This window comes from Burkholderia sp. AU31652 (assembly GCF_002223155.1).
Classification (GTDB): Bacteria; Pseudomonadota; Gammaproteobacteria; order Burkholderiales; family Burkholderiaceae; genus Burkholderia.
In genome coordinates this window covers 2713038-2726372 of sequence record NZ_NKFG01000005.1, presented here as the reverse complement: position 1 = coordinate 2726372, position 13335 = coordinate 2713038, and the positions used below count along the sequence as shown (strand labels likewise).

The window sequence follows — 13335 nt, the reverse complement described above, 5'->3', positions numbered from 1 at the left end:
GCCTCGGGTCGGGCGTGTCCGTCTACAGATCGAGTACCAGCAGGTCGGTTCGCGCTCGCGAGCAGCAGGGCATGAACTGGTCGCCGGCGGCTTTTTCCTCGTCGGTCAGATACGCATCGCGGTGATCGGGCTCGCCTTGCAGCACGCGTGTCAGGCAGGTTCCGCATACACCTTGCTCGCACGACGTCAGCACGTCGACGCCGTTGGCCGCCAGTGCGGCGATGACGGTGCATTCGGCCGGCACGTCGATCACCTGGCCGCTGCTCGCGATCCGGACCTGGAACGCGCGATCCGCGCCGGACGCCGCCACCGCGCCGCCGAAGAACTCGTAGTGCAGTCGCGCTTCCGCCCAGCCGCGCTCGCGCGCGGCGTTCAACACCGCATCCATGAAGCCGCGCGGCCCGCATACGTACAGGTGCGTACCTTCGGGCGCCGCGGCGAGCACGGCGGCCACGTCGAAGCGTTGCTCGGGCGCGCCGTCGTCGACGTGGAAGCGGGCACGATCACGGAACCCGGCCGCGTTGATCCGCTCGACGAAGGCCATGCGGTCGGTCGAGCGCGCGCAGTAATGCATGTCGAATGCGCCGCCGGACGAGAACAACCGTTCCGCCATGCAGAGGATCGGCGTGACGCCGATCCCGCCTGCGAGCAGCAGGTGGTGCGGCGCGTCGGGGGCGAGCGGAAACTGATTGCGCGGCACGCCGATCCGCACGGTATCGCCTTGCCGGACTGCATCATGAATGGTGCGCGACCCGCCGCGACCGTCGGCATCGCGCAGCACGGCGATCTGATAGCGATCGCCGTGCTCCGGGTGGTTGCACAGCGAATACTGGCGCACGAGGCCGCCCGGCAGATGCACGTCGATATGGGCGCCGGCGTCGAAGCGCGGCAGCGGCGAGCCGTCATCGCTGACGAATTCGAAGCCGCAGATGTCGCGTGCTTCCTGCCACTTGCGGGCCACGCGGACCGTCAGCGTCGCGGCGCTCATGACGCCTCCCTGACCTGCGCGACCGGAATCACGGGCCGCGACGGGCTCGATGCATGCTCGTCGGCGAGCAGCCGCTCGATCACCTTGCGCGACAGCACGCCGCCGGCGTCGATGTTGAGCTTGAGCAGCTTGCGATCGGGCCACTTCTCCAGGTTGAGCTGCTGGCGCTCGAGCATCTCGAGATCCTCGGCGAAGATCTTGCCCTGGCCTTGGCGGATCTCGTCGGTCAGTGCGTGGTCGTCGGGCCGGAAGTTGCGCGCCATTCCCCAGAAGTACCAGATCGAGGTGTCCGACTCGGGCGTGATGAAATCGACGACGATCGACGACGCCTTCAGGTCGGCCGGCGCGTCGTAGCCGCCGTGGCCCGCATGCGCGACACCGACTTCGATCATCACGTGGCTCGGCGGCGTGAAGCGGCAGATCTGCCAGCGATCCACCGGCACGTCGTCGGCCAACCCGTTGCCACGCAGCGCCATCTGCCAGAACGGCGGCGGCATCACGTTCTCCATGAAGCGGCTCGTGACGACTTCGTCGCCGTGGCTGGTGGTCTTCGGCGGCGCTTCGTCGATTTCCTTCTGGCCGATGCTCGACGCATGCACGTAGGTTTCGTGCGTGAGATCCATCAGGTTGTCGATCATCAGCCGGTAGTCGCAGCGGATGTGGTACAGGCCGCCGCCGTGGGCCCAGGCCGGATCCTCGGCCCACGCCAGCGCGGGCAGTTTCGCGGGATCGGCTGCCGACGCATCGCCCGGCCAGACCCAGATGAATCCATATCGCTCGATCACGGGGAAGCTGCGAATCGGCGGGAAGCCGCCGACACGCTGGCCCGGCATGCCGGCCGCCTTGCCGTTGCAGCCCATTTCCAGCCCGTGATAGCCGCACACGAGCACGCCGTCGCGCACGAATCCCAGCGACAGCGGTGCGCCACGATGCGGGCAGAAGTCCTCCAGCGCGGCGACCTGGCCGTCCGCCGCGCGATAAAACACCATCGACTCGTTGCAGATCTGGCGGCCCAGCGGCTTACCGTCGATTTCGTCGGGCGTGCACGCCACGTACCAAGCATTCTTGAGAAACACGTTCGTCGTCTCCTTCAGGTCGATGCCGCCGGTACGCGGCATCTTTTCATTCCGTGTACTGAATGAGATTCAGTGTACTCATCGAGATTGGCTGGAGCAAGGCGGGCGGTATACTGGTTTTCCCGGGAAATGGCGCGAGGCAGCGCCATGCCGTCGGCGCGTGCAACCGGCATGCGCCGTTTATGTCATCGACTCATTCATGGAAAAAACGAATCCCGCCGACCTGCCGGTTTTCCCGCTCGATCTGTACGACGAACCCGGGCACCTGATCCGGCGCGCACACCAGATCGCGGTTGCGATGTTCTACGAGAAGCTGGGCCGGGACGTGACGCCCGTGCAGTACGCGGTCCTGCGGATGCTGTACGAGTGCCCGGGGCTCGATCAGGTGACGCTCGCGCAGCGGGTCGCGCTCGACACGTCGACGACCGCGGATCTCGCGGTCCGGCTCGAAGCGAAAGGATTGATCGTGCGCGAAGTGCTGCCGCGGCGTCAGCGCCGCTTGCTGCTGACACCGGCGGGCGTCGAACTGCTGACGCACCTGATTCCGTCGGTGAAGGAATTGCGTGCCGGCCTGTTCGACGGGATGGGGGAGGACGATTCGCAGGAACTGGTGCGCCTGTTGCGCAAGTTCGTCCATTTGAACAACGAGCAGAGCCGCGCGCCGCTGCGCGTCGGCGACGAGTCGTAACGCCCTCGACCCCCAGCAGCGGCGGGGAAGCGGCGGGCGCGCTGCCCGCCGTTCGTCACCCGCGCGTGCTGTCGCCTTCCAGCCGCCGCACGGCTTCCGCCACTTCGTTCCTGAAGCGCACGAGCGCCGCCTGTTCCGGCGCCGGCGGCTGCACGGCCGCCCACAGCATGTCGACGAGCTGCGTGGCCGTCGTTTCCGTATCGAGCTTGCGGTGCCCGAGGATCGCATCCCACAGCACGTGCTCGATCGGCCCGAACACCATCGAGCGCAGCAGGCTCAGCGGCAGGTCGGTGCGCACCTGCCCGGCCGCCTGGCCGCGCGCGAGCACGTCCATCAGCGGCGCGGTGTAGCGGCGCTGCAGCGCGGTGAGCTCGTCGCTCAGCGCATGCTGCTTCGCGCGGCCTTCCGACAGCACCAGCGCGCACAGGCCGGTGCCGTTCACCAGCATCAGCCGCAGGTGGGTGCGCACGATGAACGCGAACTGCTGTTGCACCGACGCGTCCTGCGGCATCCCTGCCTCGAATGCGGCGATGTTTTCGTCGTACCAATCCGCGATGACACGCGCGCACAGCTCGCGCTTGCCGCGGAAATAGCTGAACACCGTCGCCTCCGAGACGCCCACGCGCTGCGCGATCTCGGCGGCCGTCGCATGCTCGTAACCTTTTTCGGCGAACACTTCCCGGCCGGCGCGCAGAATGTCCTGCACGCGTTGCTGGGATTTGCGCCCGGCGGGCGCGCGCGAGGTATCGGCGCGGTCGGCTTTGACGGTGGCGGTCATGGTGTCGGCGGTAGCGGCTGTCATCTCGGCATGATATCTGAGTGTCACTCAAAAAACTATTGACGCCGAACCCGGCGAGGCGCGAAACTGTGCAAAATTTACGCTGTATTGGTCAATGAATCTAGGTATTCATTCGATTTGAGCGAAACTCAGAAATCGGTGGGTGCCACACACTTTCTGGAGACGGAGGAGACATGATCAACCTGCCCGGTGTGCAATTCATGCTCGGTGAAGACATCGAGATGCTGCGCGACGCCGTCGCGACGTTCGCGGCGAAGGAAATCACGCCGCGCGCGGCGGAGGTCGACCGCACCGACCAGTTTCCGATGGATCTGTGGAAGAAGTTCGGCGATCTCGGCGTGCTCGGCATGACGGTGGCCGAGGAATACGGCGGCGCGAACATGGGCTACACCGCGCACATGGTCGCGATGGAAGAGATCTCGCGCGCATCGGCATCGATCGGCCTGTCGTACGGCGCGCACTCGAACCTGTGCGTGAACCAGATCCACCGCAACGGCACGGAAGCGCAAAAGCAGAAATACCTGCCGAAGCTCGTGTCGGGCGAACACATCGGCGCGCTCGCGATGAGCGAGCCGAACGCGGGCTCCGACGTCGTCAGCATGAAGCTGCGCGCCGACAAGCGCGGCGATCGCTACGTGCTGAACGGCACGAAGATGTGGATCACGAACGGCCCCGATTGCGACACGCTCGTCGTCTACGCGAAGACGGACGTCGAAGCCAACTCGCGCGGCATCACCGCGTTCATCGTCGAGAAGGGCATGAAGGGCTTCTCGGTCGCGCAGAAGCTCGACAAGCTCGGCATGCGCGGCTCGCACACGGGCGAGCTGGTGTTCCAGGACGTCGAAGTGCCGGAGGAGAACATCCTCGGCCAGCTCAACGGCGGCGTGAAGGTGCTGATGAGCGGGCTCGACTACGAGCGCGCGGTGCTGTCGGGCGGCCCGACGGGCATCATGGCCGCGTGCCTCGACGCGGTGGTGCCGTATATCCACGACCGCAAGCAGTTCGGCCAGGCGATCGGCGAATTCCAGCTGATCCAGGGCAAGGTCGCCGACATGTACACGACGTTCCAGGCGTGCCGCGCGTACCTGTACGCGGTCGGCCGCCACCTCGACTCGGCCGGCAGCGACCACATCCGCCAGGTGCGCAAGGACTGCGCGGGCGTGATCCTCTACACGGCCGAGAAGGCGACGTGGATGGCCGGTGAGGCGATCCAGATCCTCGGCGGCAACGGCTACATCAACGAATACCCGGTCGGGCGCCTGTGGCGCGATGCGAAGCTGTACGAGATCGGCGCCGGCACGAGCGAGATCCGCCGGATGCTGATCGGCCGCGAGCTGTTCGCGGAAACGATGTAACGCCCCACGTCACGCGAACGGAGCCCCGTCGATGCCGATCATCGAATCGAAACTGAATCCGCGCTCGGAAGACTTCCGCGCGAATGCCGCCGCGCTCGAGGCGGTCGTCGCCGACCTGCGCGCGAAGATCGAACAGCTCGCGCAGGGCGGCGGCCAGGCCGCGCGCGACAAGCACCTGTCGCGCGGCAAGCTGCTGCCGCGCGACCGCATCGCGCAACTGCTCGATCCGGGCGCGCCGTTCCTCGAGTTCTCGCAGCTCGCGGCGAACGGCATGTACAACGACGACGCGCCGGGCGCGGGCGTCATCACCGGGATCGGCCGCATCGCCGGCCGCGAATGCGTGATCGTGTGCAACGACGCGACGGTCAAGGGCGGCACCTACTACCCGGTCACCGTGAAGAAGCACGTGCGCGCGCAGGAAATCGCCGCGGAAAACCGGCTGCCGTGCGTGTACCTCGTCGATTCGGGCGGCGCGAACCTGCCGAACCAGGACGACGTGTTTCCCGATCGCGACCACTTCGGCCGCATCTTCTTCAACCAGGCGACGATGTCGGCGGCGGGGATCGCGCAGATCGCCGTCGTGATGGGCTCGTGCACGGCGGGCGGTGCGTACGTGCCGGCGATGAGCGACGAGTCGATCATCGTGAAGGAGCAGGGCACGATTTTCCTCGGCGGGCCGCCGCTCGTGAAGGCCGCGACCGGCGAGGAAGTGAGCGCCGAGGATCTCGGCGGCGGCGACGTGCATACGCGCCTGTCGGGCGTGGCCGACCATCTCGCGCAGAACGACGCGCATGCGCTGTCGATCGCGCGCAACATCGTCGGTCACCTCGCGCCGAAGATTGCGTCGCCGGTCGCGCTGCGCGAGCCGAAGCCGCCGCGCTACGACGCGAAGAGCCTGTACGGCGTGATTCCGGTCGATACGCGCAAGCCGTTCGACGTGCGCGAGGTGATCGCGCGCATCGTCGACGATTCCGAGTTCGACGAATTCAAGGCGCGCTACGGCACGACGCTCGTCACGGGCTTCGCGCACATCTGGGGCCACCCGGTCGGGATCGTCGCGAACAACGGCATCCTGTTCTCCGAATCGGCGGTGAAGGGCGCGCATTTCATCGAGCTGTGCTGCCAGCGCAAGATTCCGCTGGTGTTCCTGCAGAACATCACGGGCTTCATGGTCGGGCGCAAGTACGAGAACGAAGGCATCGCGCGACACGGCGCGAAGATGGTGACGGCCGTGTCGAACGCGAAGGTGCCGAAGTTCACGGTGATCATCGGCGGCTCGTTCGGCGCCGGCAACTACGGGATGTGCGGTCGCGCATTCGGCCCGCGCTTCCTGTGGATGTGGCCGAACGCGCGCATCTCGGTGATGGGCGGCGAGCAGGCCGCGTCGGTGCTCGCGACGGTGCGCCGCGACGGCATCGAGGCGAAGGGCGGTTCGTGGTCGGCCGAGGAAGAGGATGCGTTCAAGCAGCCGATCCGCGATCAGTACGAGCGCCAGGGGCATCCGTATTACGCGAGCGCGCGGCTGTGGGACGACGGCGTGATCGACCCCGCGCAGACGCGTGACGTGCTGGGGCTCGGCCTCGCCGCGTCGATGAACGCGCCGATCGAGGACACACGCTTCGGCGTGTTCCGCATGTAACGGCCGGGAGGGCTGAACGATGCGATACGAAACGATCAAGGTAAGCGAAGCCGGCCGCGTGGCGACCGTCACGCTCGCGCGTCCCGACGTGCGCAACGCGTTCAACGAGACGACGATCGCCGAGCTGACCACCGCGTTCGAATGGCTCGACGCGCATGAAGGCGTGCGCGCGATCGTGCTCGCCGCGGAAGGCGCGGCGTTCTGCGCGGGCGCCGACCTGAACTGGATGAAGAAGATGGCCGGCTACTCGGACGACGAGAACCGTGCCGATGCGCGCAAGCTCGCGCGGATGCTCGAGGCGATCCATCGCTGCGGCAAGCCGGTGATCGCACGCGTGCATGGCGACGCGTATGCGGGCGGCGTGGGCCTGGTGGCGGCGGCCGACATCGCGATCGCCGCCGACGGCGTGAAGTTCTGCCTGTCGGAAGCGCGGCTCGGGCTGATCCCCGCGACGATCGCGCCGTACGTGGTGCGCGCGATGGGCGAGCGCGCGGCGCGCCGCTACTTCACGACGGCCGAGGTGTTCGACAGCACGCGCGCGGCGTCGCTCGGCTTCATTCACGACGCGGTGCCGGCCGACGCGCTCGACGAAACCGTCGCGAAGCTGGCCGCGACGCTGGTCGCGAACGGCCCCGACGCGGTGAAGGCGTGCAAGCGGCTCGTCGCCGATGTGGCCGGCCGGCCGCTCGACGCGACGCTGATCGAGCAGACCGCCGACTGGATCGCGCGCACCCGCGCCGGCGCGGAAGCGCGCGAAGGGATTGCATCCTTCCTCGAAAAGCGTACGCCGTCGTGGCGTGAATGATCGCGCAGCGCGCGTGACCCCCTCTTTCCGGACGAGACCGAAGCCATGTTCGACAAGATTCTGATCGCCAACCGCGGCGAAATCGCGTGCCGCGTCGCCGCGACGTGCAAACGTCTCGGGATCGCGAGCGTCGCCGTCTATTCCGATGCGGACGCGAACGCGAAACACGTGGCCGCATGCGACGAGGCCGTGCACATCGGCGGCTCGGCCGCCGCGGACAGCTACCTGCGCATCGAGCGCATCATCGAAGCCGCGCGCGCCACCGGCGCGCAGGCGATCCACCCCGGCTACGGCTTTCTGTCGGAGAACGAAGATTTCGCACATGCGTGCGAAGCGGCCGGCATCGTCTTCATCGGGCCGCCGGTCGACGCGATCGCGGCGATGGGGTCGAAGGCGGCCGCGAAGGCGCTGATGCACGCGGCGGCCGTGCCGCTCGTGCCCGGCTATCACGGCGACGACCAGGACGCGTCCAACCTGCATCGCGAAGCCGACGCGATCGGCTATCCGGTGCTGCTGAAGGCCAGCGCGGGCGGCGGCGGCAAGGGGATGCGCGTGGTCGAGCGCTCCGACGATTTCCCGGCGGCGCTCGCGTCGTGCCAGCGTGAAGCCGCGAGCAGCTTCGGCAACGATCGCGTGCTGATCGAGAAGTACCTGACGCGCCCGCGCCACGTCGAGGTGCAGGTATTCGGCGACACGCACGGCAACACCGTGTACCTGTTCGACCGCGACTGCTCGGTGCAGCGCCGTCACCAGAAGGTGCTCGAGGAAGCGCCGGCGCCGGGTTTGCACGACGACGTGCGCCAGGCGATGGGGGAGGCGGCCGTCGCGGCCGCGCGTGCGGTGAATTACGTCGGCGCGGGCACCGTCGAATTCATCATGACGGGCGAAGCGTTCTACTTCATGGAAATGAACACGCGCCTGCAGGTCGAGCATCCGGTCACCGAGATGGTCACGGGGCTCGATCTCGTCGAGTGGCAATTGCGCGTCGCCTCCGGCGAGCCGCTGCCGCTGAAGCAGGACGAACTGCGCGTGCAGGGCCACGCGCTCGAGGCGCGCCTCTATGCGGAAAACCCGGCGCGCGGCTTCCTGCCGTCGACGGGTACGCTGAAGCACCTGCGGCTGCCGGCCGGCGTCGAGTTCGCGATCGGTGCGTCGGTGCGCGTCGACAGCGGCGTGCGCGAAGGCGATGCGATCACGCCGTTCTACGATCCGATGATCGCGAAGCTGATCGTTCATGGCGCGGACCGTGCGGAAGCGCTGAGCCTGATGCTGCGCGCACTGCGTGCCTGTGAAGTGGTCGGCCTGCACACGAACGCCGCGTTCCTGCAGCGAATCGTTGCGTGCGCACCGTTCGCGACCGCCGATCTCGACACGGGCCTGATCGAGCGCAACCACGACGCGCTGTTCGCGCCGCAGGAGCCGCCGCGCGCGATGCTGGCGCTCGCGTGCGCGGCGCTGCTCGCACGCGAACGCGGCGCGACTGCGCAGGGTTCGTCGCCGTGGGGCGCGCTGCCGGACTGGCGGCTGAACGGCGGCTATCGCCGCACGCTCGAATGGCTCGCGGCCGAGCGCGAAGCGGACGTGACGGTCACGTACGAGGACGACGGCGCGGGTACGCGCCTCGCGATCGGCGACGCCGCCGCGCAGCCGTTCGCGTGGACGCGTGGCGCCACGCCGCTCGATTTCGACGTGACGCTCGGCGGCGTGCGCAGCAGCGGCCGCGTGTATGCGGACGGCGACCACTTCCACGTGTTCACGCAAGGCGCGGCGGAGACGTTCGAATGGCGCAACCTGCTCGCGCATGCGGGTGACGCGGAGCAGGGCGGTGGCCGCCTGACCGCGCCGATGCCGGGCAAGGTGATCGCGGTGCTGGTCGAGCCCGGCCAGAAGGTCGAAGCCGGCACGCCGCTGATCGTGATGGAGGCGATGAAGATGGAGCACACGATCGGCGCGCCGAGCGCGGGCGTGGTCGCGGAAGTGCTGTACGGCGTCGGCGATCAGGTGTCGGATGGCGCGCAGTTGCTGATGATGGCGGAAGGCTGAGCGTTGCATATGCGTGAGGGCCGTTTCCGGCTCTCACGCACGGACCATCCTGCCCCGTATTATCCGATCGTCTCCGACACCATCCGGCTGCGAATACCTGATGTGCCTGCATCAGGACGACATCGCATTTCTGTGTTGTGATCGTCGCTGTCGTCGCGCGTAGACAAAAAAGAATAATCTGCGTGTCGCAGCTTCAGGATTTTTGAATAATCCCGGGATTCTCGCCGGCGACCGGCCGCTTGACGTGCGCTGTCTTGCACCGGTTTGTCCGTTGCAACAGTTGTTCAAAGATCGAAACCGGCCCCGTCCGGACTTCTTCGCCAAAACGAACTGACTGCTTCCTCTTGTGGAGAAAGGCCGCGTGCGATCGCGACTGCTTTCCGGTGTGTCCAGAAAAACAGGCTCGATTGGAGAAACAGTCCCGCGTTCCTGCCGGTGCGCGACATGGTTGCGTTAGCGTAATCGCCGGGATGTGCGGCCCGGTGTCCTGCGCAATGTAGCCGAGAGAAAGACTGAGATGGCGAACAAATATAAATACGGAATTCACATCGACCTTACTCCGCCAGAACTTTTCTGCCTGATTGTTATCGACGTGGCCTGTGATGAATGGGGTATCGACGATGCTGTCGGGATCGCAATGATTTTATTAGGTCAAGGGTTCGTGCCGACCAGAGGGAAATTCGGCGGAGCGGTCAAGGGAACCTCGATCGTATCCAGGGTATCGAGAAAGGTGTTGCCCTATGAACTCAAGTACAAAATTCTGCCAACGGTAACGTCATTCAAGAGTCTCCTGCTGCTCAAGATCAAATTTACCCGGGAGCTCGGCGCCTTTGTCGGGCGGGCTGTACCGGTGGTCGGTTGGATCATCACCGCTATCGATATATCAGTCATCATGTACCGCTCTACAGTCACGTACAATGGCTTGGTCAAGCAGGAGGATCGCTTTTAATGGACGGTCGTCTGATAGAGCTGGTGCGGGATGAGGCCGATTCGCCACTATGGGGCGAGCTCGAGATTACCGAGGACACGGATCTTTGCATCGACCTTGAAATTTCCGACAGGGCCATGTTGAGATTGATGCGGAGATTTTCGGAAACGTTTGGTGTCGATATTTCCGATTTCGACGTTGATTATTATTACCCTTCCCGGAAACTGGGGCTGGGCCGATTCTTGCTGACGGTATTCAGGTCGCCATTCAGCGCCGACGCCAGGGACAAAATACTGGAGCGTCCGCTCACGATCAAGATGATGGAGACGGCGATTGAAACCGGCCGGTGGACGATGTAACCGCTCGAAAAAACGCTTGGCTAACGAAGATATTTCGATAACCTTGCGATTGTCATCCTCCCTCCCGTATCCCCGCATGGCGCGCGCTGCGCGCACGTCGATCCTCCCGCCGCACGACACCATCGTGTAACACGTCGAAATTAGCATCTCGCCGTCGATATGACCGGAGCGCATCCGCGCCTGGGTCACGTCGTCACATCCACGGAGAGACGTTATGCGAAACTCGGCCCTACGGCCCTTCGCGGTCGCTGGCCTGATCGCGCTGACCGCACTCCTCGGCGCCTGCAACGACGACGTGACCGCACCCGCCGCACCCGTCGCGCAGCAGAAGGCCGCCTGCGGCGGCGGCGTGGTCGCCACCGCGCAGATGCACTGCCCGCCCGGTTTCACCGCGCCTGCCTCCTCGCCCGCTTCCTGATCCCGGCCGTTTCCACCAGAAATCCAATCAAGAGCAACCAGCATGGCCACCCATTCGCGACGCGACTTTCTGAAGTTCTCCGCCGGCCTCGCCGGTGCGACCGCCGCCACCGCACTGCTGCCCGAATCGATCCGCAAGGCGCTGGCAATCGAGCCGAATACCGTGACGGGCACGATCCAGGATGTCCAGCACATCGTCGTGTTCATGCAGGAGAACCGTTCGTTCGATCACTACCTCGGTCACCTGAGCGGCGTGCGCGGCTACAACGACCGCTTCCCGGTCACGCTGCCGAACGGCAAGCCGGTGTGGTTCCAGCCGCGTCAGGAAGACACGTCGAGCGTGATCGCGCCGTTCCGCTACGACACGACCAACCCGGGCGTCAACGCGCAGTGCATCGGCGGCCTGCCGCATACGTGGGCGACGACGCACGGCGCGATCGACAACGGTCGCGCGGACCAGTGGGCGGTGCAGAAGTCGAACATGACGATGGGCTATCACGTCCGCGACGACATCCCGTTCCATTACGCGCTCGCGGATGCGTTCACCGTGTGCGACAACTACTTCTGCTCGATCCCCGGCAACACGCACCCGAACCGCATGTACCTGATGACGGGCATGGTCGACCCGCTCGGCACGGGCGGCGGCCCGCTGCTCGACAACACCGATTACATCGACAACCAGTTCGACAAGATCAAGCTGCCGCCTTTCAACTGGACGACCTACCCGGAACGGCTCGAAAAGGCCGGCATCTCGTGGCAGATCTATCAGCAGGGCACCGGGTTCGACAACTTCACCGGCAACTACGGCACGAACATGCTCGCGTGCTTCAACAACTTCGTGAATGCGCCGGCCGGCTCGTCGCTGCAGACGCGCGGGATGAGCACGCGTCCGATCACGCAACTGAAGGCCGACGTGCAGGCGAACGCGCTGCCGCAGGTGTCGTGGCTGCTGCCGCCCGCCGCGTATTCGGAACATCCGAAGTTCACGCCGCTCTACGGCGCGTACTACCTGTCGACGATTCTCGATGCGCTGACGTCGAATCCGGAGGTCTGGAGCAAGACCGTCCTGCTCATCATGTACGACGAGAACGACGGCTTCTTCGATCACGTCGTGCCGCCGTCGGCGCCGACGCTGCCGGGCTCCGGGATGAGCACCGTGGACGTGTCGCTCGAGCGGCACAACGTCGTGACCTCGACCCAGACCGGCACGTACACGGCCGACAACCTGCCGTATGGCCTCGGGCCTCGCGTGCCGATGTTCGTGGTCTCGCCGTGGTCGAAGGGCGGCTTCGTCTGCTCGCAGGTCTTCGATCACACGTCGGTGCTGCAATTCATCGAGAAGCGCTTCGGCGTGATGGAAACGAACATCTCGCCGTGGCGCCGCGCGATCTGCGGCGACCTGACGTCGGCGCTCGACTTCTCGAAATCGGATGCCACGCTGCCGACGCTGCCGAGCACGCAGGCGTATGTCGCGCAGGCGGACCTGCAGTGCTCGCGCGCGTCGTCGCAGACCGCGCCGGCCAGCACCGCGCAACAGGTCGTGACCGCGCAGGAACCCGGCACGCGGCCGGCGCGCGCGCTGCCGTACGAACTGCATGTGACCGGCCAGCTCCAGGCGCAGGGCTACGCGCTGACGTTCGCGAATACCGGCACGCAAGGCGCGCACTTCTGGGTCTATACGGGTGACGCGACCGCGATGCCGCGCCGCTATACGGTCGAAGCGGGCAAGCAGCTGACCGATACGTGGGCGCTCGACGCGAACGGCAACTACCTGGTGAGCGTGTGGGGGCCGAACGGTTATTTCCGGCGCTTCGCGGGTTCGGCCGCGGCGGATGCCGGCGCGAAGCCTGAAATCACGCCGTGCTACGACACGGCCAATGGCGACGTGTACGTGACGATCGCCAACGCGGGCACCGGCGCGCTCACGGTCACGGTGACCGATGTCGCGTACGGTAGCGCCGCGCGCACGCTGACGGTGCCGGCGGGGCAGCGCATCGAGGCGCGCTGGGATCTGTCGTGCAGCAGCCACTGGTACGACCTGCAGTTCGCGGTGGCGGGGAATGCCGGCTGGACGCGACGTATCGCGGGGCACGTGGAAACCGGCAAGCCCAGCCTTACCGATCCGGCCGCCGTCGCGCCGACGGTGACGGCGATCTGACCGCGGCCCGTGCGTGCCGGCGGCTCGCCGGCACGCGATGAGCGCCGTCGCTCGGGGGATGGATTGTAGTCATCCAGCGG

12 protein-coding genes are annotated in these 13335 nt (G+C 66.2%); 9 read left to right on the top strand and 3 right to left on the bottom strand.

Annotated features, from left to right (window positions below):
* Nucleotides 1-22: 22 nt before the first annotated feature.
* Both CFB40_RS29775 and CFB40_RS29770 read right to left on the bottom strand, forming a co-directional pair.
* On the bottom strand, nt 23-988 hold the full coding sequence (locus CFB40_RS29775; RefSeq protein ID WP_089433192.1) for a PDR/VanB family oxidoreductase: 966 nt from the start codon (nt 986-988) through the stop codon (nt 23-25).
* Nucleotides 985-2064 (bottom strand): aromatic ring-hydroxylating dioxygenase subunit alpha, encoded by a 1080-nt coding sequence (locus CFB40_RS29770; RefSeq protein WP_089433354.1) that lies wholly within the window; start codon nt 2062-2064, stop codon nt 985-987. The genes CFB40_RS29775 and CFB40_RS29770 overlap by 4 nt, the downstream gene beginning before the upstream one ends.
* Nucleotides 2065-2263: 199 nt before the next feature.
* Between CFB40_RS29770 and CFB40_RS29765 the strand changes: the two genes are divergently transcribed.
* On the top strand, nt 2264-2752 hold the full coding sequence (locus tag CFB40_RS29765; protein ID WP_089426730.1) for a MarR family winged helix-turn-helix transcriptional regulator: 489 nt from the start codon (nt 2264-2266) through the stop codon (nt 2750-2752).
* Between the two features lie 55 nt (nt 2753-2807).
* Here CFB40_RS29765 and CFB40_RS29760 read toward each other — a convergent pair whose 3' ends face one another.
* Nucleotides 2808-3554 carry a TetR/AcrR family transcriptional regulator gene (locus CFB40_RS29760; protein ID WP_089426731.1) on the bottom strand — a complete coding sequence of 249 codons (747 nt, stop codon included), beginning with the start codon at nt 3552-3554 and terminating at the stop codon, nt 2808-2810.
* A 170-nt stretch (nt 3555-3724) separates the two neighbouring features.
* Here CFB40_RS29760 and CFB40_RS29755 point away from each other — a divergent pair, with 170 nt between their 5' ends.
* The 8 genes from CFB40_RS29755 (at nt 3725) to CFB40_RS29720 (ending at nt 13255) form a co-directional block, all read left to right on the top strand.
* Nucleotides 3725-4906: an isovaleryl-CoA dehydrogenase gene (locus tag CFB40_RS29755; RefSeq protein WP_039339638.1), complete on the top strand. Its 1182-nt coding sequence runs from the start codon at nt 3725-3727 to the stop codon at nt 4904-4906.
* 31 nt (nt 4907-4937) lie between these two features.
* The gene (locus CFB40_RS29750) at nt 4938-6545 is read left to right on the top strand and encodes a carboxyl transferase domain-containing protein (protein ID WP_089426732.1); all 1608 of its coding nucleotides are present in this window, start codon (nt 4938-4940) and stop codon (nt 6543-6545) included.
* A gap of 19 nt (nt 6546-6564) precedes the next feature.
* Complete coding sequence (locus CFB40_RS29745) at nt 6565-7350, top strand: enoyl-CoA hydratase/isomerase family protein (protein WP_089433191.1); 786 nt, start codon at nt 6565-6567, stop codon at nt 7348-7350.
* 45 nt (nt 7351-7395) lie between these two features.
* Nucleotides 7396-9393, top strand: coding sequence for an acetyl/propionyl/methylcrotonyl-CoA carboxylase subunit alpha (locus CFB40_RS29740; protein WP_089433190.1), 1998 nt, complete (start codon nt 7396-7398; stop codon nt 9391-9393).
* A gap of 517 nt (nt 9394-9910) precedes the next feature.
* Nucleotides 9911-10342 carry an STM2901 family protein gene (locus CFB40_RS29735; RefSeq protein WP_089433353.1) on the top strand — a complete coding sequence of 144 codons (432 nt, stop codon included), beginning with the start codon at nt 9911-9913 and terminating at the stop codon, nt 10340-10342.
* Nucleotides 10342-10680: a DUF1493 family protein gene (locus CFB40_RS29730; RefSeq protein ID WP_089433189.1), complete on the top strand. Its 339-nt coding sequence runs from the start codon at nt 10342-10344 to the stop codon at nt 10678-10680. The genes CFB40_RS29735 and CFB40_RS29730 overlap by 1 nt, the downstream gene beginning before the upstream one ends.
* Nucleotides 10681-10894: 214 nt before the next feature.
* Nucleotides 10895-11098 (top strand): hypothetical protein, encoded by a 204-nt coding sequence (locus tag CFB40_RS29725; protein ID WP_039339629.1) that lies wholly within the window; start codon nt 10895-10897, stop codon nt 11096-11098.
* Between the two features lie 42 nt (nt 11099-11140).
* Nucleotides 11141-13255, top strand: a complete 2115-nt coding sequence (locus CFB40_RS29720) for a phosphocholine-specific phospholipase C (RefSeq protein WP_089433188.1) — start codon at nt 11141-11143, stop codon at nt 13253-13255.
* Nucleotides 13256-13335: the final 80 nt, after the last annotated feature.